General features: G+C 61.0%; 18 protein-coding genes. 8 read left to right on the forward strand and 10 right to left on the reverse strand.

The genetic code is table 11. From position 1 onward, the window contains the following. Positions 1–118 precede the first annotated feature (118 nt). The gene (locus G7047_RS06860) at positions 119–1,018 is read right to left on the reverse strand and encodes a LysR family transcriptional regulator (RefSeq protein WP_166302622.1); all 900 of its coding nucleotides are present in this window, start codon (positions 1,016–1,018) and stop codon (positions 119–121) included. Positions 1,019–1,129: 111 nt separating this feature from the next. On the opposite strand from G7047_RS06860, the gene metE reads away from it, so the two are divergent. Further along, entirely contained in the window at positions 1,130–3,430 is a 2,301-nt protein-coding gene (metE, locus tag G7047_RS06865) for a 5-methyltetrahydropteroyltriglutamate--homocysteine S-methyltransferase (RefSeq protein ID WP_166302625.1), read from the forward strand. 102 nt (positions 3,431–3,532) lie between these two features. Here metE and G7047_RS06870 read toward each other — a convergent pair whose 3' ends face one another. Next, positions 3,533–4,180: a TetR/AcrR family transcriptional regulator gene (locus G7047_RS06870; RefSeq protein WP_166302628.1), complete on the reverse strand. Its 648-nt coding sequence runs from the start codon at positions 4,178–4,180 to the stop codon at positions 3,533–3,535. 158 nt (positions 4,181–4,338) lie between these two features. On the opposite strand from G7047_RS06870, the gene G7047_RS06875 reads away from it, so the two are divergent. The 7 genes from G7047_RS06875 (at position 4,339) to G7047_RS06905 (ending at position 13,873) form a co-directional block, all read left to right on the forward strand. After that, entirely contained in the window at positions 4,339–6,108 is a 1,770-nt protein-coding gene (locus tag G7047_RS06875) for an ABC transporter ATP-binding protein (RefSeq protein WP_166302632.1), read from the forward strand. A gap of 2 nt (positions 6,109–6,110) precedes the next feature. Next, positions 6,111–7,880 carry an ABC transporter ATP-binding protein gene (locus tag G7047_RS06880; RefSeq protein WP_166302636.1) on the forward strand — a complete coding sequence of 590 codons (1,770 nt, stop codon included), beginning with the start codon at positions 6,111–6,113 and terminating at the stop codon, positions 7,878–7,880. After that, entirely contained in the window at positions 7,880–8,821 is a 942-nt protein-coding gene (locus G7047_RS06885; RefSeq protein ID WP_166302640.1) for an ABC transporter permease, read from the forward strand. Before G7047_RS06880 ends, G7047_RS06885 begins: the two co-directional genes overlap by 1 nt. Continuing rightward, positions 8,821–9,768, forward strand: a complete 948-nt coding sequence (locus tag G7047_RS06890; RefSeq protein ID WP_166302644.1) for an iron chelate uptake ABC transporter family permease subunit — start codon at positions 8,821–8,823, stop codon at positions 9,766–9,768. Before G7047_RS06885 ends, G7047_RS06890 begins: the two co-directional genes overlap by 1 nt. Continuing rightward, positions 9,765–10,550 carry an ABC transporter ATP-binding protein gene (locus G7047_RS06895; RefSeq protein ID WP_166302649.1) on the forward strand — a complete coding sequence of 262 codons (786 nt, stop codon included), beginning with the start codon at positions 9,765–9,767 and terminating at the stop codon, positions 10,548–10,550. Before G7047_RS06890 ends, G7047_RS06895 begins: the two co-directional genes overlap by 4 nt. Then, positions 10,547–11,488 carry a siderophore ABC transporter substrate-binding protein gene (locus G7047_RS06900; RefSeq protein ID WP_166302654.1) on the forward strand — a complete coding sequence of 314 codons (942 nt, stop codon included), beginning with the start codon at positions 10,547–10,549 and terminating at the stop codon, positions 11,486–11,488. The genes G7047_RS06895 and G7047_RS06900 overlap by 4 nt, the downstream gene beginning before the upstream one ends. 276 nt (positions 11,489–11,764) lie before the next feature. Continuing rightward, on the forward strand, positions 11,765–13,873 hold the full coding sequence (locus G7047_RS06905) for a TonB-dependent receptor (protein ID WP_371813884.1): 2,109 nt from the start codon (positions 11,765–11,767) through the stop codon (positions 13,871–13,873). A gap of 169 nt (positions 13,874–14,042) precedes the next feature. Here G7047_RS06905 and G7047_RS06910 read toward each other — a convergent pair whose 3' ends face one another. The 8 genes from G7047_RS06910 to G7047_RS06945 form a co-directional block, all read right to left on the reverse strand. Beyond that, on the reverse strand, positions 14,043–15,296 hold the full coding sequence (locus G7047_RS06910; protein ID WP_166302657.1) for a PAS domain S-box protein: 1,254 nt from the start codon (positions 15,294–15,296) through the stop codon (positions 14,043–14,045). A 108-nt stretch (positions 15,297–15,404) separates the two neighbouring features. Next, complete coding sequence (locus G7047_RS06915; protein WP_166299485.1) at positions 15,405–15,677, reverse strand: hypothetical protein; 273 nt, start codon at positions 15,675–15,677, stop codon at positions 15,405–15,407. Positions 15,678–15,734: 57 nt separating this feature from the next. Next, on the reverse strand, positions 15,735–16,148 hold the full coding sequence (locus tag G7047_RS06920) for a hypothetical protein (protein ID WP_166302661.1): 414 nt from the start codon (positions 16,146–16,148) through the stop codon (positions 15,735–15,737). A 298-nt stretch (positions 16,149–16,446) separates the two neighbouring features. Then, complete coding sequence (locus G7047_RS06925) at positions 16,447–17,463, reverse strand: amidohydrolase family protein (RefSeq protein ID WP_166302665.1); 1,017 nt, start codon at positions 17,461–17,463, stop codon at positions 16,447–16,449. Then, positions 17,460–18,047 (reverse strand): 3-hydroxyanthranilate 3,4-dioxygenase, encoded by a 588-nt coding sequence (locus tag G7047_RS06930; RefSeq protein WP_166302668.1) that lies wholly within the window; start codon positions 18,045–18,047, stop codon positions 17,460–17,462. Before G7047_RS06930 ends, G7047_RS06925 begins: the two co-directional genes overlap by 4 nt. A gap of 25 nt (positions 18,048–18,072) precedes the next feature. Next, positions 18,073–18,504 carry a RidA family protein gene (locus G7047_RS06935; protein WP_166302671.1) on the reverse strand — a complete coding sequence of 144 codons (432 nt, stop codon included), beginning with the start codon at positions 18,502–18,504 and terminating at the stop codon, positions 18,073–18,075. A 31-nt stretch (positions 18,505–18,535) separates the two neighbouring features. Further along, complete coding sequence (locus G7047_RS06940) at positions 18,536–19,318, reverse strand: 2-keto-4-pentenoate hydratase (protein WP_166302674.1); 783 nt, start codon at positions 19,316–19,318, stop codon at positions 18,536–18,538. Positions 19,319–19,335: 17 nt separating this feature from the next. Then, a complete protein-coding gene (locus tag G7047_RS06945; protein ID WP_205904732.1) occupies positions 19,336–20,139 on the reverse strand; it encodes a 2-keto-4-pentenoate hydratase in 804 nt (267 codons plus the stop codon). Positions 20,140–20,141 lie beyond the last annotated feature (2 nt).

The following is a 20,141-nucleotide window of genomic DNA, read 5'->3' on the forward strand; positions in this document are numbered from 1 at the left end:
GGTTCAAGGGTGGCAATAGCGAGGCAATCGCTGGACTGGCAGTGAACGGCGCATACAGACCAAGGTCAACTCAGGTTCAGGCGCACCAGTTCGCAGTTTGCAAACGCCGCCTCTGAGATCATGACGACCTTTTTGCGTCATGCTCCAGAGCTGTGGCGATGAAGGCCTGTAGATAGTCGACCTGCAGATCGGATTCGCGGGCGCCCAGATAGATCTGCTTGGGTATGCCTTGGGTGCCAAGACGTACCGGGGTGACATCCATCTTGTTCGCGTATTCCTCGACGAGCCAGCGGGGCAGGGCTGAAACGCCCCTTCCGCTCGCCACCATCTGCATCATGATGTCGGTGGTTTCGATCGTCTTGTGTCGCTTTGGCGTGATGCGCGCGGGCTGCAGGAACTGGCTGAAGATGTCAAGCCGGTCCACGGCCACCGGATAGGTGATGAGCACTTCGTCACTCAAATCAGCGGGCAAGGCATATTCGCGGCGTGCCAGCGCATGTTGAGTGGGGACTGCCAGCACCTGCTCGTAATCGAATACCGGCTGAAAAACGATGCCCGGTTTTTCCAAGGGATCGGGCGTGACGAGTAGATCGATCTCGTAGCCGAACAACGCACCCATGCCCCCGAACTGGAATTTCTGCTTCACGTCGACCTCCACGTCGGGCCATGCCGTGAGGTAGGGCGAGACGATTTTGAGAAGCCATTGGTAGCAGGGATGGCATTCCATCCCGATCCGTAGCGCGCCGCGCTCGCCTTGTGCGTATTGGCGCAAGCGGTCTTCGGCCAGGTCCAACTGCGGAAGCACGCGGCCAGCAACCGCCAGCAGATAGTGGCCAGCCTGTGTGAGCCGCAGGTGGCGGCCCTCACGCAGCCAGATATCGGTGCCGAGCTGCTTTTCGAGCTTGCGCATGCTGTGGCTGAGTGCCGATTGCGTGAGGCAGAGGACGTCGGCTGCGGCGGTCAGCGATCCCTGCTTTTCCACTTCTTGAACGATGGACAAATGAATGCGTTCCAGCACTATTTCGTATGAATGAAATTCATTTATTGGTGAATAAAGACCATTTTACTTCATGGATTGCAAATCCTACGATGGCCGTCAATCTTCGATTCATTCCATTTTTTCTGAGCCATGAGCACTATCCACAATCTCGGATTTCCCCGTATCGGTGCGCAGCGTGAACTGAAGTTCGCGCTCGAGTCCTACTGGAAGGGGGAGTCTTCAGGCGAGCAACTGAAGTCGTTCGGCGCCGGGCTGCGCAAGCGTCACTGGGCCCATCAGCAAGGGCTGGATCTGGTGCCCGTGGGCGACTTCGCGTTCTATGATCAGGTGCTGGACATGAGCTTCACGCTGGGCAATCTGCCCGAGCGCGTGCAGGGCTTTCATGGTGATCCGCTCGACAATTATTTCCGCGTGGCGCGTGGCCGGTCCGCCAAGGGATTCGACGAGCACAGCGTCTGCTGCGGTGGTGTAGCAGCTGGCGAGATGACCAAGTGGTTTGACACCAACTACCACTATATCGTCCCCGAATTCAGCTCCGCCACGCAGTTCAAGCTCGATGCCTCGCGGCTACTGGAGCAACTGGCCGAGGCCAAGGCACAAGGTGTGAACGCCAAGCCAGTGATCATCGGTCCAGTCACTTACCTCTCAATCGGCAAGGCCAAGGACGATTCGAACAAGCTCGAGTTGTTGACTCGTTTGCTGCCCATCTATTCCGAATTGCTGGATCAACTTGCCGCCAAAGGCGTGGAGTGGGTACAGATCGACGAGCCGATCCTGGTGACTGAGCTGGATGCGGACTGGCAGTATGCCTTCAACACCGCTTACCACCACCTGAAAACCGCGAGAGTGAAAATTCTGGTGGCGAGCTATTTCGGGCAATTGCAGGACAATAAGCACCTTGCCGCCAACTTGCCCGTGGCGGGGCTGCATGTAGATGCGGTGAATGGCAGCCGCGAAGATGTGCAGCAATTCATTGGGCTTTTGCCAGGCCACAAGGTGCTCTCCATTGGTGCGATCAGCGGGCGCAACATCTGGAAGACGGATTTGAACAACGTGCTCGACTGGATTGAGCCGTTGGCAGCGCAGTTGGGCGAGCGCCTGTGGGTGGCACCTTCGTGTTCACTGCTGCATGTGCCAGTGGATCTGGATAGCGAGGACCAGCTCGATGTCGATGTGAAATCATGGTTGGCATTTGCCCTGCAAAAGCTGGATGAATTGCGAGTGCTGGGTAAGGCGTTGAGCCAAGGCCGTAGTTCAGTGAAGGACGCACTAGACGCCAACAAGATCGCGTTGGATGTCCGTCGTTCATCGCCACGGGTGAATCATCCCAAGGTGCAAGAAGCGGTGGCGAAGATCGATGCGCAACTCGGTCAGCGCGAAAATGCCTACAAACTGCGCGCGCCCAAGCAGGCTGCGCTATTGAACCTGCCGACATTTCCCACAACCACGATTGGCTCGTTCCCGCAAACTCCAGAAATTCGCCAGGCCCGCAGCCAATTCAAGGCGGGGCGCTTGGACCTGGTTGGTTACCAGAGGGCGATGCGTGCCGAGATCGAGCGCAGTGTGCGCGAGCAGGAGAGTCTTGGTCTTGACGTGCTGGTGCACGGTGAGGCCGAGCGCAACGACATGGTGGAGTATTTCGGTGAGCAGCTTGATGGATATGCCTTCAGCCAGTTTGGCTGGGTGCAATCCTACGGTTCGCGGTGTGTGAAGCCCCCGATTCTGTTTGGCGACATCAGCCGTCCGCGCCCCATGACCGTGGAATGGAGCACCTATGCGCAGTCGCTCACGCAAAAGCCCATGAAGGGCATGTTGACAGGGCCCGTCACTATCCTGAACTGGTCGTTTGTGCGCGACGATCAGCCACGCTCGGTCTCGTGCAAGCAGCTTGCACTGGCCATTCGCGACGAAGTGCTGGATTTGGAGCGGGCGGGCGTGCGCGTGATCCAGATCGATGAAGCGGCATTGCGGGAGGGCCTGCCGCTTCGCCGGTCGCAGTGGAGGGAATATCTGGACTGGGCCGTGGAATCGTTTCGCATCTCCGCGAACGGCGTGCGCGACGAGACCCAGATTCATACCCATATGTGCTATTCGGAGTTCAATGACATCATCGCTTCGATTGCCGATATGGATGCGGACGTGATCACCATCGAAACTTCACGCTCTGACATGGAGTTGCTCGACGCGTTCGATCACTTCAACTACCCCAACCAGATTGGCCCCGGCGTGTATGACATTCACTCGCCCAATATCCCGGCCGAAGAGCACATGGTGGAGCTGATGAAGAAGGCTGCACTGCGCATTCCCGTAGAACGGCTTTGGGTGAATCCGGACTGCGGTCTCAAGACTCGCCAGTGGGCGGAAGTGCTTCCCGCGCTGACCAACATGGTCAGTGCAGCGAAGCGGCTGAGAAGCGCCACGATTTCATGAAACGGATTGACGGCCTTGCAGTCGGTTCTGCTTTGAAAATCGGGCCAGTGTTCGCATCGGTTCGCTGAGCAAGTTCATCGTTTGAAAATTGCGCTGCAGTTGCTAGCGGGGGCGAGTGGCGCTGCTCTCGAAAAGACCGTTTTTCAAGCGTGCCAGCGCGCCAACGATCAGGGCGTCAACCCCCTCCAGGTATTCCGCCTCCATCTCGGCCTCTTCGGCCGTCAGGTCCGATGCGATGACGGGCTCCAGTCTTGCCGCGGAATACACCGTATCGGCAGCGGCGATGCAGAAGAACGTCACGGTGGCAAGCAGCCAGCGTGATTGCTCTTTGCTGATGCCGTAGGCCTCTGCGATGTGGCTCTGGTGCCCGTCGATCTTCTCGAGCATGGCGGGTGTGGCGGCCAGTCGGCGGATCACGTAGGGCGTCACGCCCGGATGGGCTTTGACGAACTCGCGCACGGACGTGGTGAAGACGAGCAGATATTCCTTCAGATCCACCTGCTTGGGGTTGCGGGCCTGCGGCAGTTGCCAGCGGCTGAAGATCTCTTCGGCGACCAGATGCTTGAGGGCTTCCAGGCTGGGCACGTGCTTGTACAGCGCCATGTGGCTCACGCCCAGGGCGGCGGCGACGCCTACGAAGGTGATGTGGGGCAATCCGATTTCGATACCGGCATCTGCAATCTTTTCGCGGGTGATGGTGCGCGGTCGTCCGCGTGTGGGAGGCGTGAAAGCGGGCTTGCTGTGGGGCATGTGTTTTCCATTTTGAGAGTGATTGTCCCGTATTCACGTTGCCCGAATGAGGCCACATGGCTTGCGTTGATGAATTAGTTTAGTATCATGCAACTAATTCGTGTTTCCATTTCGGTTTGCCCCCGCTGGTTAACCCAGAACCTCCCATCTCGTCTCGCATGCGCACTCATGACGCTGCTGCGCCTGCAGCCAAAGAACCCGGTCCGGTCGCCCGGATCCTGAAGCCCATTCGTGGGCGATTGATCACCGCTGGCGTACTGGCCGCCATTGGGGCCATGCTCACGCTGGTGCCGCTTGCGGCCATCGCACACATCGGCGGCGCGGTGCTGGCGGGCATCGAGGAAGACGTCTGGCCCATCGTCGTGCTCAGCCTGCTGTGCCTTTTCACGGGCATGGGGTTGATGCTGGCGGGAGAGGTTCTTGCGCATCTGGCGGACAACCGCGTCACGTTCGATCTGCGCATCGCCGTCGCGAGAAGATTGTCGAGCGTGCCACTGGGATGGTTCACCGACCGCGCGTCGGGCGAGGTCAAGCAGGCCATGCAGGATGACATCGCCACGCTGCACAGCCTGACGGCGCATTTCTACACCGCCGTTGGCCGCGCGGCGGGCATGACCGCCATCTCGGCCATCTATCTGCTGGTGCTGGACTGGCGCATGGCGCTGATGGCGTTGTTGCCGTTTCCCGGATTCTTTCTGTTCCTGAAGCACGCGATGAAGGCCAGCGGCGCCAACATGCAGGAATTCGTCGCCCGGCTCGGTCGCATCAACAGTGCGACCGTCGAGTTCGCAGACGCTATGCCGGTGGTGAAAGCCTTTGGCGGCGCGGGGCAGACGCACGCCGGATATCGCTATGCCGTGGATGCGTTTGCCCAAGCCTTCACCGATTTCACGCGGCCGCTGGTGAAATCCATGGCGCATGCCCACGCATTGATTGCGCCGGTGACGGTGCTCGGCGTGGTATTGGCGAGCGGTGCCCTGTTCGTCGGCGCGGGCTGGGCGACTCCCGCTCAGGTGCTGCCGTTCGCTCTGGTGGCTCCGGGCATTTGCGCGCCGCTGTTGCTGCTGCACACCTTGCTGCACGATCTGCAAGGCGCGACGGGTGCTGCGCAGCGGGTGCTCGCGTTGCTGGGCGCGCCGGAGCTGCCACAGCCAAAGCCGCAGGAGCGGCAGGTACCCGTGGGTCACGATGTTCACTTCGAGCAGGTGGGCTATGCATACGCGTCGGGACACCGCGTGCTGTCCGGCATCAGCCTTGCGCTACGGCCCGGAACGGTCACTGCCATCGTCGGCCCGTCGGGTGCGGGCAAATCAACAATGGCGCGGCTGCTGTTGCGCTTCTTCGATCCCACGGAAGGGCGCATCACGCTGGGCGGTGTCGATCTGCGGCAGATGGAAAGCGCGGCGCTCTACCAGCGCATCGGTTTTGTGCTGCAGGAGGTGCGGCTGATTCATGCCAGCGTGCGTGAAAACATCGCGTTGGGGCGACCATCGGCCCGCCTGCAGGAGATCGAGGCCGCCGCGCGCGCGGCCCATATCCACGAGCGGATTCTCGCTTTGCCGCGCGGCTACGACTCGGTCGTTGGCGAGGATGCGCAGCTGTCGGGAGGCGAGCGCCAGCGCGTGAGCATCGCGCGCGCTGTGTTGCTGGACCCGCCCGTGCTGGTGCTCGATGAAGCCACCGCATCGGCCGACGCGGAGAACGAAGCGGCGATTCAGGATGCCCTCTCGCGGTTTGCAAGAGGGCGCACGGTGCTGGTCATCGCCCATCGGCTGGATACCGTCATGCAGGCGGATCGCATTCTGGTGCTGGATGGGGGCGAGATCGCCGAGCAGGGCAACCATGCGGATCTGATGGCGCGAAATGGCCGCTATGCGCGGCTGTGGCACGTGGGTGGATACGCATCTGCAGCACCAAAGGAGCGCTAGCCATGCTGAAAACTTTTGTGCAATTGCTGGGCGACGATGCTCTTCTGCTGCGCCGCTACTTCTGGATGACGCTGGCCTACGGACTGTGGTGCGGGCTGACCATCACCACGCTGGTGCCCGTGCTCTCGCATCTGCTGGCGGGTGATGCGCGCGCCGCTTTGTGGTGGCTGGCGGCGTTGATGGGTGGCGTGCTGGTGTCGTGGTTGGCGCGTCGCCATGTCGAGCAGGCGGGGGTGCGCGTGGGCGTGGCCGTGCTGCAAAGCGGTCGCCACCGGCTTGGCGAGCATGTGGTGCGGCTGCCCGTGGGGTGGTTCACGCCCGAGAACAGCGCATGCATCGGTCATGTGGTCACGCAGGGGATGATGAGCGTGGCACAGCTTCCCGCGCATGTGTTCACGCCGCTCATCAGCGGGGTAGTGGTGCCGCTGGTGATGCTGGTGATGTTGTTCTGGCTGAAGCCGGTGCTTGGCGCCATCGCCTTGGTGGCGTTGTCCTTGCTGGCAGGCGTTTTTCTGTGGACGACGCGCCTTGCACGCCACGCGGACGCCGTGTTTCAGCGCGATTTTGCGCAATCCAGCCAGCGCATTGTGGAGTTTGCGCAGGCCCAGTCGGTGGTGCGTGCGTTCAACGGCGAGGGCGGTGGCACGCGGTTTCTTGAGCAGGCGGTCGAGCGGCAGCGGCAATCGGGTCTGCGCCTGATAGGGCTCTCGGCGCTGTCGGCCGTGCTCAATGTCTGGGCCGTGCAACTGGTGTTCGCGGCCCTGCTGATGGCGGCCATGGCGTGGCTGACCGGGCAGATGCAAACTGCGTTGACGATGGGAGAGGGCATCTCCGTCATCGTGTCGCTGTTGCTCGTGGTGCGCTATGTCGAACCCTTGCTGGAAGTGGCGGGGTATGCGGAGGTGCTGCGCAGCGCGCGAGCGCAGTTGGACGCGATCCGCGAGTTGTTCGATGTGAAGCCGTTGCCGCAGCCGCGCGATCCGCAAGTGCCGGTGGATGGTTCGGTCGAGCTGCGTAATGTGCATTTCGGATATGCGCCTGACGAGCCGCAGGTGCTGCGCGGTGTGAGCTTGCGCGTGGAGCCGGGCAGCATGACGGCGCTGATCGGTTTGTCAGGCTCAGGAAAATCCACGCTCATGCGCTTGATCGCGCGGTTTTTCGATGTCACTCAGGGAAGTGTGCTGATCGGCGGTGTCGACGTGCGGCAAATGGATGATGCGCAACTGGCTGGGCAGATCAGCCAGATTTTTCAGGACAGCTTTGTGCTCTCGGGCAGCATTGCCGACAACATCCGCATCGGCAAGCCCGATGCCAGCGATGCGGAGATCCTGCACGCCGCGCAGCAAGCCGGTGTGGTGGAAATCATCGAGCGCCTGCCGCAGGGCATGGACACGCAGGTGGGAGAGGGCGGGGCGCGCCTGTCGGGAGGCGAGCGCCAGCGCATCGCGATTGCGCGGGCGTTGATCAAGGACGCACCGATTCTGTTGGTGGATGAGGCCACGGCGGCGCTGGACGCTGAAAACCAGGCAGCCATCGCACAGGCGCTCGCCCGGTTGCGCGGCAAGCGCACGCTGATCGTGATCGCGCATCAGCTCTCCACAGTGACCATGGCGGATCAGATCGTGGTGCTCGAAGACGGTAGGGTGATCGAGCACGGATCGCCCGCGCAACTGTGGGAGCGCGATGGTCGCTACGCCCGCTTCTTGAAGCAGAGAACAGCGGCCAAGGGCTGGCGCATCGCGGCGGAGCAGCCGCATGGAGCGCATCGGTGATGCGCGTGCGCTGGTTGGTTTTGTTCTTGCTGCTGTGCGTTGCCTCGCTGCTGGTGGGGGCGCGGCAGATCGCATGGACGCAGCTTTTTTCGCTCTCCGGCGACGCGTGGTTGACGCTCACCGCCAGTCGTCTGCCGCGTCTTGCGGCACTGATTCTGACGGGCGTAGGGCTGTCGGTGTGCGGCGTGATCCTGCAGCACATCGTGCGCAACAAGTTCGTTGAGCCTGGCACCTGCGGCGGGCTGGATGCGGCCAAGCTCGGCATTCTGGTGGCGCTGACGTTGATGCCAACGGCTAGCATCGTCAGCCGGATGGTGTTTGCGCTGGTCTTCTGCCTTGCTGCGAGCCTGCTGTTCGTCGCCATCATCCGCCGCATCCGGTTCCGCAACACGGTGCTCGTGCCGGTGGTAGGCCTGATGTACGGCAGCGTGCTCAGCGCACTGGCTGAGTTTTACGCGTACCAGAACAACATCCTGCAAAGCATGCAGGGCTGGCTGCTCGGGGACTTCTCGCGGATTGTGCAGGGGCACTACGAGATTCTCTACATCATCCTGCCGGTGGTGGTGCTGGCCTACCTGTACGCGCATCGCTTCACAGTCCTCGGTATGGGCGAGGACATGGCTGCCAGCCTCGGGCTTGGCTACGCCGCCACGGCGGTGATTGGACTGGTGTTGGTGGCCGTGACGGTGTCCGCCTCGGTCATCGCAGTGGGTGCCATCCCGTTCATCGGACTGGTCGTTCCCCAGTGGGTCGCCCTGCGTCGTGGGGACAACCTCAGGCGCACGCTGCCGCTGGTGGCGCTGGGTGGTGCGTCGCTGCTGCTGGCCTGCGACATCATCGGGCGGCTGCTGATCTACCCGTTCGAGGTGCCTATCGGGCTCACGGCAGGCGCTGTGGGTGGTGTGCTGTTCCTCGCGCTGATACTGCGGAGAGTCCGGTAGTGCGCGCCGGTCTTCGTTGGTCGATAGCGCTCGGCATCGTCGCGTTGGCGGTGGCCTTTGTGTTGCTGGGCTCGGGGCTCGACTTCGACTATGTGATCCCCAAGCGGCTGGTTCGGCTTGCGGCCATTGTCGTTGGTGGCATTTGCGTGGCGGTCTCGTCCATCATTTTCCAGACGCTGGTGGGCAACCGCATTCTGACGCCAGCCATCATGGGCTACGAGGCCGTCTATCTGCTGTGGCAGTCGCTGTTGCTTCTGCTGCTCGGAACGCTCGGGCTCACGATGCTGGGCGTGCGTGGTAATTTCCTGGTGTCGGTGGTGCTGATGCTGGGTTACTCGTGGTGGCTCAACCGCTGGTTGTTGCGCCGGGGCAAGGGCGATGTCTACGTCTTGTTGCTGCTGGGGCTGGTGCTGACGATGGTGATCGGCACGTTCACGCAGTTCGTGCAATTGCGCATCAGCCCGGGCGAGTTCGCGGTGTTTCAGGGGCTGAGTTATGCCTCGTTCAACCGCGCACGGCCCGAAACGCTGATCTACGCGAGCGTGGCCGTTCTGCTGGTCAGCGTGGTCGTTTGCAAGACCTTGCCGATCCTCGACGTGCTCGCGCTCGGTCGCGATCAAGCCATCTCGCTGGGGGTGCAGCAGCCGGTCTATCTGCGGCTCTATCTCGCGCTGATCGCCGTGCTCGTCGCGGTCTCCACCAGCCTCATCGGGCCCACGGCGTTCGTGGGCATCTTCGTCGCCAACATCGTCTACGCCCTGGCGCCCAGTGCCCGGCATCGTCTTTCGCTGCCTCTCGGGTGCGCAATCGCCATCGCGATCTTCATCCTCGCTCAGCTTCTGGTTGAGCATGTCTTCAACTACAAGACCACCGTCAGCATTCTTGTGAATCTGGTCTGTGGTGCGTACTTCCTCGCGCTGATCGTGCGTGCGCGAGGCAATCCATGATCACCGTTCGCAACCTTCAAAAAACCTACGGCGACAAGGCCGTGCTGAATGGCGTGAGCGCTGCGTTTCCCGCGCGCTGCGTCACCTCGTTGATCGGCCCGAACGGCGCGGGCAAGTCCACCCTGTTGATGCTGATGGCGCGGTTGCTGGAGCCGAGCGCGGGTGAGATCGAATGGCAGGGCCAGAACGTCGCCCACATCAAAACGGCTGACTATGCCAGGCGGGTCGCCACGCTGCGCCAGTCTCCGGGCTTCAACATGCGATTGACCGTTGAAGAGTTGGTGGCCTTCGGCCGGTTTCCGCACAGCCGTGGGACTCTGACGGCCGAGGACCGGCGCGCCGTGGACGAGGCCATTGATTTTCTGTCGTTGGAGTCTTTGCGCCACGCCTGGATCGACGAGATCAGCGGCGGGCAGCGCCAGATGGCGTTTCTTGCAATGACCATGGCGCAGCAGACCGATGTGCTGCTGCTCGACGAGCCGCTCAACAACCTCGACATGAAGCATGCGGTGCAGATCATGCAGGCGCTGCGCCGTCTGTGCGACGAGCAGGGACGCACCGTCATTCTGGTGATTCATGACATCAATTTCGCGGCCAATTATTCGGACCACATCGTAGCCCTCCAGAACGGTGCCCTGCGTTTCTGCGGACCGACCGACGAGGTGGTGACCGAAGCACGTCTGGCCGAGCTGTACGAACTGGATTTCGACATCACGCGCAGCAACCGTGGCTGCGTCTGCAATTACTTCACCTCCAAAGGACAAAAGGAAAAACGCTCATGACACCAGAACGCAGACAATTTGTGCTCTCTGCGGCAGGAAGCGCGACACTGCTCGCGCTGCCGCAGATGGCAAGTGCCTATGCACCCATCACCGTTCGGCACCGGATGGGTACCACGGTCATCAACAAGCTGCCGCAGCGCGTGGCGGCGCTGGAGATGAACGAGGTGGATTTTCTCGACCAGCTCGGTGTGCCGATTGCGGGCATGGTCAAGGACTTTGTTCCGCACTTTCTGGTCAAGTACAAGAACGATGCGAAGGTTCGGGACCTCGGCGCTATCGTTCAGCCGAATCTGGAGCGGGTGCATGCCTTGAGGCCCGACCTGATCCTGATGACGCCGATTCAGGCCAATCACTTTCAGGAACTCACCGAGATTGCGCCCACGCTGCATTACGACGTGGATTTCAAGAACAGCGCGACGGGCCACATCGATGTCGTCAAGGCACATCTGCAGACCTTGGGACGCATCTTCGAGAAAGAAGCCATCGCCAAAGACAAGGCCGCGCAACTGGATGCCAAGGTGCAACTGGCTCAGCGCACCACCGAAGGCCGTGCCGAGAAAGCGCTGATCGTGCTGCACAACAACGGGGCCTTCAGCTCGTTCGGAATGCAGTCGCGCTACGGTTTTGTCTTCAGCGCGTTGGGGGTGAAGCCTGCCAACACGGCAGCCGAAGCCAGCCTGCATGGCCAGCCGATCTCGAGCGAGTTCATTCAACAGGCCAATCCCGACATTCTCTATGTGGTGAATCGCACGGCGGTCATGGAGCGCCGCCCGGTCATGAATGCCGAGAGCATCGCCAATCCGCTGCTGCGTCAGACCAAGGCCTGGAAAAACGGCCGCGTGGTCTTTGTCGACGCGGATGCCTGGTATATCACCGGCGCTAGCCCGACGTCGCTCGGCCTGCTGATGGACGACGTCATCAAGGGCTATCAGCGCTGACGCTTCAACGTTTCAATGTTACCTCGTCTTCCAATCATAGTTTTCCTTTCATCGCTTTTCGTAGCCAGGTTCTACCCAGCCAACAAGCCGTCCATTCAACGAGTCGATTTCAAGCTTCATCTCAAGGAACCTGGCATGTCTACACGCCGCACCCACACTCGCTCAAACCTTGTAGCACCGAACGCACCAAGCCCTTATCCCGCTGCAGCTCCTTTTGCCCTGCGACGCAGCACGACCGCCAGAAGCGCGCTGCTGATGGGCGTGGCACTTGGAGGCATGGCCGTTGCCGCTCCGTACTCCATCTCCCAGACCGCTGCAAGCCAGCGCCCGGAAGCCACGGCCACGCTGCCGCAGGTCACTGTGAAGGAAAATGCCGCATTGCCAACCGCGCCCTACGCGGGCGGGCAGGTGTCGTCGGGCGGCCGCTTGGGTTTTCTGGGCGACAAGGACTTCATGGAGACGCCTTTCAACGCCATCAGCTATACCGACAAGTTCGTTGAAGACCGACAGGCCCAGACCATCACCGAGGTGATTTCCGCCACCGACCCGACGGTGTTCAGCAACGGCGTGTCCGGGGCTTGGAGCGAGGCCTATTCGATCCGCGGTTTTTCCTCCAACACCTACGACATGACGTTCGGCGGTCTCTACGGCATGGCCCCGTACTACCGAACGACGCCGGAAATGTTCGGCCGCATCGAGGTGTTGAAAGGACCCTCAGCATTGCTCAATGGCATGCCTCCGGGCGGCTCGGTGGGCGGCTCCGTGAATCTCGTACCCAAGCGTGCTGGCAACGAACCGCTGACCCGTTTGACGACCACCTACATGTCGGACTCCCAGTTCGGAGGGCACATCGATGTGGGCCGCCGATTCGGCGACGACAAGCAGTTCGGCATCCGTTTCAACGGCGCCTACCGCAATGGAGACGGCGCAGTCAACGATCAGGAAAAGAAGGTGCAGTTGGCCTCGGTGGGGCTGGACTGGCGCGGCGAGCGTGCGCGCATCTCTGCGGACATCTACGCCAGCGACGACCGCGTGAATGGCGTGACCCGGGGCATCAATCTGGCACCGGGCATTGCGATTCCCCGGCCGCCCAAGGCTGACACCTTGCTGAATCCGGATTGGTCCTATGTCCACAACAAGGACAAGGCGGTGATGGTGCGTGGCGAGTTCGACGTGAGCGATCAGGTCATGGCCTATGCGGCCTTTGGCGTGAGCAAGACGAACTACCAATACAACGGCGCCATGTCCGCCCAGGTACTCAATGCGGCGGGAGACTACCGCACCTCGATGGGCCAGTTGGCGTTCGACCAGAAGAAGCAATCCGCAGAATTGGGCTTGAAGGGCAAGCTGCAGACCGGATCGATCAAACATCAATGGGCGCTGAACGCCACGCACTACGCGCACAAGCAAAACGACTTTGGCCGCCGCAGTGTGCCCGGCGCGGATTGGACTACGAATCTCTACAACCCGGTCTGGGGGCCCGCTGCCGAATTCATCGCGCCGCACATTTCCCACACCGAAGTGCGTCTGGCCAGCTACGGCATTGCGGATACCCTGTCATTCGCAGAGGACCGCGTGCAACTGACGTTGGGCGCGCGCCACCAGCAGGTGGTCAGCGACACCTTCGGCGTCACGAGCGGGGCGCGCACCGCACGCTATGACCAGAGCGCCACGTCGCCAGCGGCGGCGCTGGTGGTCAAGGCGACGGACCATGTATCGGTCTATGCCAACTACATCCAAGGTCTGAGCCAGGGCGCGACCGCACCGATGACCGCCGCCAATGCGGGTGAAGTCTTCGCTCCCTACAAGAGCAAGCAAAAGGAAGTCGGCGTGAAGCTGGACCTTGGCGGATTTGCGCACACCTTCAGCCTGTTTGAGATCAATCGCCCCAGCAGCTACACCGACCCGGTCACCAACGTCTATTCGTTTGGTGGAGAACAGCGCAATCGCGGTCTGGAATGGGGCTTCTTTGGCGCACCGTTGAGCGGTGTGCGACTGATGGGCGGCGTGGCCTACACCGCACCCAAGCTGACGCAGACGGCAGGAGGTGTGAATCAAGGCAAGACCGCCACCGGCGTTCCAAAATGGCAAGGCAAGCTGGGCGCAGAGTGGGATGTGCCGGCCCTGCAGGGCCTCACCGTGACCGCCAACGCCACGGCCGTCTCCAAGCAATACATCAGCGCAGACAACCAGCTTTGGGCATCGGGTCGCACGATCTATGATGTCGGCGCGCGCTACTCGACCAAGGCGGCGGAGTATCCGATCACCTTGCGCGCGACGGTGAACAACGTCACCAACAAGGCCTACTGGGGCATGCCATTGCTGTCGAGCCTGGCGCTGGGCGCTCCGCGCACGGTGGTGGTTTCGGCGAGCGTGGATTTCTGAGCACGCATGATTGAATGAGCGAACGGTCTGGTCGATGATTCGACTATTCGCTCGATCAGGCGGTGGAACCTATGGCTGTGCCGACGTGGCTGAACGATTCTTGACGAGAGAAATGCGTGCCTTACCGGCACGTATTGCGCATTGCGCATTGCGTATTGCGTATTGCGTATTACGCGTTGAGTACGTTGAGTGCGACCCGATTTCTCCCGGCATGCTTTGCTTGATAGAGAGCGCTGTCGGCGCGCAAAAGAAGGGCCTCAGTTTTCTCCTGCTCCAAGACACGAGCAACGCCAAGGGACAATGTGAAATGCCCAACTCCCGGATCGGCGCAGGCGGCCACTGCCTCACGAACACGCTCAGCCAGATCCATGACCTCACTCAGAGCGGCTGTGCGGACGATGAGCAGAAATTCCTCTCCGCCCCAACGCACCACATCGCCCATGTCACCCGTGCCCTCCCGAAGGACGTTGGCGACCAACTTGAGCACGCGGTCCCCAGCCGAATGGCCAAATTCGTCGTTGATCCGCTTGAAGAAATCCACATCCGCAATGATCAGGCTGTAGGCCAGACCGCTTTCTTGAGCGTCCACCTGGCAGCGTTGCAACGCCGCCTCCCCGGCATGTCGATTCAATAGGCCGGTAAGCCTGTCTCGGGTAGCCTGCTCTTTCAGAATGTTTTCGCGCTGGACCATGGTCGATATGTCCTTGGCGATGCAGACATAGTGGGTGAGTCGTCCCCCTGAATCGCGCAGGGCCGCAATGCTCTGTTCCGCGTAGTACTCACCACCGTTCTTGTGTCGGTTGATGAAGGTCGCCCGGAAATCTTCACCGTTGCCCAAGGCCACTTTCAAGCGGTCATAGAACGATGGTTCATGAGCGCCGCTGCGCAAGATCGACATGGGTGTCTGACCCAGGAGTTCGCTCGCCGGATAGCCCGACATCTGCTCGAACGCGAGGTTGACGAAGACGATGGCAAATTCGCTGTCTGTGACCAGAACCGCATCGTTGCTTGAGTTCAAGGCCTGCGCCAGAAGTTTGCGCTCCTGTTCGGCATGCACCCTGGCCGAGATGTCGCGTTGCACCGAAACAAAATGGCTGATGGTTCCCAGCTCATCCCTGACGGGCGATATATTCCACTCCAGCCAATAGGTTGAGCCGTTTTTTCGATAGTTGAGCGCAACGCCCGCAAATTCATGACCCGTTTCAAGACATGCACGCAGCTCATCGAGGACCTTCCGGTCGGTCAGCGGACCCTGCAGCATTCGAGGCGACCTGCCAAGCAGCTCGGCCTCTGCATACCCGGTCATTTCGCACAATGCTGCGTTGCAGAACTGAATCACCGGCCCATCGCCGGTCATGTCTGCGTTGGTGATCATCAGTGCATTGCTCGACTGCCGGACAGCAGCGGACAGCAGCGCCCTCATCTGCGGTTGCTGCGTTAGGAGGTCGATCGAATTCGGGGGCTGTTCTGAACGCACAGTTTTATTTTCAGTCAATTCAGCACAATATGATACATATTCCTTTGTAAAAATTCACATGAAGATGCACAGCGCCCCTTCAACTTCTGCAGGGCGGCTGAAGCGACCGGGTGTAGTCATGGGTGCTCCTCCGCATCTTGGCTCCCGGTTTGTCCCGACATGCGAGGTGCATTCGATCTTTAAGAGATCTGTGTGGGTGGCGCGTGTGGCCTTGGCGAATGCATCGCTCGCCATGTAGCCGCTGCCTGCCTTGCTGCCCGCGAGCACCAGCAGGGACTGGTTGATGAGTTCGATCTGGTTGTGACGGACCGCGAGGCGGGAGCGCATTCTCACGGTACAAGGAGAATCGGCGAACCTGTGTTGGCCTCATCAAGGAGCGCCACATCACTCCAGCCGGCTGTCTCCTGCGACGCAAGCCCGTTTCAGCGACTTGGCAGAATAGTCCAGCGTTTTTTTCATTGCACCACCCAGTATTCGGGCATCGATGTGCAGTTGAAAGTGGGCCCCGGTGTTGATCTGGAACGCCTGCGCCGACAGCATGTTGCCGCATTTCACCGTCCACTCCTTGCGGTTCTTGTTCACCAGGCGGCTGTTGGCGATACGGCATTGACTGAAACGCTGGCCAAGCAACTGGTCTGGGTACAGAAATCCCTCTTTGTCGATTTGCTCTGCGCCAAAACACCGGTTCTTGATGCGCGGTGGTTTTGCGGCCTTGTTGCCAATGGCCGATCTGCTCTCAGTCACTTCGAATGGGCCTGGCCGCGCAGCATGGGCCGGTATGGTGGTGACCAGCAACATCGCTGCGAAAAGACTGGCGAAAGTGGATGTGAACGTGGGCATGGCCCCAAGTTAACAGGTTTTGTGCCGCCTGGCTGAGGACAAGTTGCTCCGCAGGTAATTCCCTCCCTCGGATTGCAGGAATTCAAATCTGCGGGCGACTCTGCCTTCGTCGGAACGTGTGCTGATGCTGAGGCCAATGCCCGTTGGGTTCTGCCCTCATTGCATACCTGAAATTGATTTGGCTGACAGGATGCCGCCAAGCGACTGGGCGGAGTTGGCCTTTGGCAACTGCGCACGCATATTCGAGGCCATCACTTCATGTTGCGGCAGGAATTGGCGTGTCGAGTCCGAAGAACTTGCGTGCGTTGCGTTCAAGGATGTCGTCGCGCTGCGCCGCGTCGAGGAAGGAGGCATCCTTCACCAGCTTGCCGATACGCTGTTCGCCCAGCGGATAAGGATAGTCCGAACCCAGCATGACGTTGTCGGTGCTCATCACGTCAACCAGCAGCTTGAGCGCGCCTGGATCAAAAACGGCCGAATCGACGAACATGCGGCGTGCGTATTCGGAAGGGGGGCGAGGGCAATCCTTGCGCACGATGTCACGGTGCTTCCAGGCGTTGTCGGCCCGGCCCAGCAGGTAGGCAAAACTGCCGCCGCCATGTGCAAAACAGATTTTGAGCGATTCGGGAATACGCTCGAAAGCGCCCGAGAGGATCAGCGACATCATTGACAGCTGCGTCTCCGCTGCCATCGTCACGAGCCACGGCAGCATCCAGTTTTTCATGCGGCCCGCGCTGCCCATCATGTCCCAGGGGTGCTCAAGAATCGGAATGTCGTTCTCTGCGCAGAAGATCAAAAAATCGACGATGTCGGGATGGTCCATATCCTTGTCGCCGACGTGATTGCCGATCTGCACGCCCACGCAACCAGCCTTCTTGGCGCGCAGCGCTTCGGCGCAGGCGAGTTTTAAATCCTGCAGAGGCACCTGAGCCAGCGGCTTGAAGCGAGTGGGGTGCTTGGCACAGAATTCCACGGCCTTCTGGTTCATGCGCGTCGACCAATCGGCTGCTTTGGCGGCCTCCCACGAGTAGCCGAACATCACCGGCGTCGCGCAGACGATCTGGATGCGGATGCCTTGCTCGTCCATTTCCTTCAGGCGAAAGTCCGGGTTCCAGAGCGCCTGGTACACAGGGCGAAATGGCTTGTCACCGACCATGATCTGGCCTTCGCTGGCACCGGGATCGACTGCGATCCATGGCGCAAGATCGGCATCGACCGCTGCGGCTTCCTGCTTGCTGATCAGCGGGAAAAAGTGCGAATGCATGTCGATCATGCGGCGGCTCCTTGTGCGTTGTTCACCTTGGAGGTTGCCAACTGCTGGTGCCAGGTTTTGTAGTCGCGTCCGGGATGCACGGTGCCGCAGCTCGTGCAGGTGCGCTCTTGTTCGCTGGTGGCATAGAAGCGCTCGTACACGGGCGGCAAATCGTTGACGATGCTCTGCAGAGTGACTTCGCTGCGCTTGATGAGGTGGCCGCAGCACGCGCAGTTCCACTGGAACGCGTCCGTCTCGCCATGGTCGCGCACATGTTCGACCACCAAGCACAGGCTGCCCGCTTCCGGGCGCTGCGGCGAATGCAGTACATGCTTGGGCAGCAGAAAGATATCGCCTTCGCGCAGCTCCACGCGTTCGTACTTTCCGCGGTCCAGGATGACCAGATGGGCATTGCCTTTGAATTGATAGAAGAACTCCTCGATCGGGTCGTCGTGGAAGTCCGAGCGGCCATTGGGGCCCCCCACGATGGTGATCATGAAGTCGCCTTCTTTCCAGACCTGGGCGTTGTTGACTGGTGGCTTCAGCAGATGTTGGTTGTCATCGATCCAGCGTTGGAAATTGAGTGCGCGTCCGTATTTGAGCATGGGGTCGGTCTCCTGTTGCGGCTTGTCAGTTGGCACGCGGCTTGTAGACCACGCCCTTGATCTCGATGAGAAGATGCGGGTGTGGCAGCTGGTGCACCGCCACGGTGGTGCGGGTCGGGCCGTTGTAGTCGAAGTACTCGGCCCAGACTTCGTTGTAGCCGCCGAAGTCGTTCATGTTCACGAGGAACACGCCGCATTCCACCAGATCGGTGAGCTTTGCGCCTTCGCTGTGCAGAATGTCGCGGATGTTCTCTATCACGGCGCGGGTCTGGGCGCGGATGTCGAGGTTGGTCACGCCCATCGCATCGACCTGCACGCCCTCGAACGTGTTGTCCTTGCGGCGCGAGCTGGTGCCCGAGATGTAGAGGAAATCGCCCGCGCGCTTGATGTGCGGGAACTTGCCGCGTGGTGTGGCCTTGCCTTGCACGACGCTGGCTTTGGTCGCGTTGTCACTCATATCGCTTGTCTCCTTGAATTGCGTGACGCTGTCAGGCCGCCGTGTGGAACATCACCGAGCCGAGCGAGGTGGCGCCGCTGCCGATGTGGCATTCGACGGTCACGCCGGGGGCGAGCGCTTCGGCGGCAGTGGCGGCTCCTGCCATGATCAGCGAGCCGGCGGGCAGGCTCATTTCAGCGCCATGCAGCAGCCGCGAAGCCTGCACGATGCTGCGCAGCGGTTGGCCCAGAATTGCGGCGGTCGAGCCGACTTGCGCATTGCGGCCGTTGATCTGCATGCGCACGCCCGCGTTGGCGAGGGCGTCGAAATTGCGCGACCAGGGGCCCACCACCAAGCCAGCTGAAGAGCAGTTGTCGGCGACCACATCTTCGAGGGTGAACTTGAAGTTGCGGTAGCGCGAGTCGATCAGTTCCATCGCCGGAGCGACGGCTTCGAGATAGTCGACAGCCTCGAGCGAGGTGAGTGGGCCATCAATGCTCTTCTTGGTGATGAAGCAGACCTCGGGCTCGACGCGCGCATGGATGTAGCGCTTGAGGTCGACGACCGCACCTTCTTCTTCCAGCATGGCATCGGTGAGCAAGCCCCAGATGAGGCTGTCCACGCCCATCTGGATCATCTTGGCGCGGCTGGTGAAGCCGAGTTTGATCCCTACCATCTTCTCGCCGCGCTCAATGCGCCGCGCGATGGAGGCGCGTTGGATTTCGTAGGCCTCGACCAGATTGAAATGACCTGCTTTGAACTGATCTACCTCGGCCGCATGGTGCGCTGCGTCATCCAGCACCTGCGCTGCCTGCTCGATGGTTGTTTGATTCATTGTCCGCTTCTCCGTGCTCATGACTGTTTGCCGAACAGGGCGCTCACCGAGCCGAGCCCTTCGATTTGTGCGGTGAACACGTCCCCCGGTTTGGCAACCACCATAGGTCCGAGCGCGCCGGTCATCACCACGTCGCCGGCCTTGAGCGGCGTGCCCATGCGCACCATGGTGTTGGCCAGCCACACGGCGGCGTTCAGAGGATTGCCAAGGCATGCGGCACCGACGCCGACCGACACTGGCTCGCCCCGGCAGTCCATGCGCATGCCGCAGGCGGTGAGGTCGATTTGGCGCAGTGGGACTGGGCGCGTTCCCATCACGAACAGGGATGACGAGGCGTTGTCGGCCACTGTGTCTGCCAGGCGAATGTCCCAGTTGGCGATGCGGCTGCCGACGATCTCGATGGAGGCCACGGCGTAGGCCGTAGCGCTCATGATGTCGGCCACGGTGTGGCGCTCGTGCGTGAGGTCGCGCTCGAGCACCAGCGAGATTTCCGCCTCGGCTTTGGGTTGCTGCAGGCGGTTCCAGGCGATCTCTTCGCCATCACCCACGGCCATCTCGGCAAACAGCGCGCCGAAGTCGGGCGAATCGACCCCGAGCTGCTTTTGCACGGCGAGCGAAGTGAGACCGATCTTGCGACCGACAAGACGGTGACCGAGCTGCAGGCGGCGCGCGGTGTTGGCCTTCTGTACCTCATAGGCGATGGCGAGGCTGTCGCCACCCAGCACAGCGATTTCGTCACGCAGTGGCGCGATCGGTTGATGGCTTTGCTCGGCATGCCAGAGGCGGTCCGCCATGGATTGGATTGCTTCGTTCATGGACATCT

This window comes from Diaphorobacter sp. HDW4A (genome assembly GCF_011305995.1).
Lineage (GTDB): Bacteria > Pseudomonadota > Gammaproteobacteria > Burkholderiales > Burkholderiaceae_C > Diaphorobacter_A.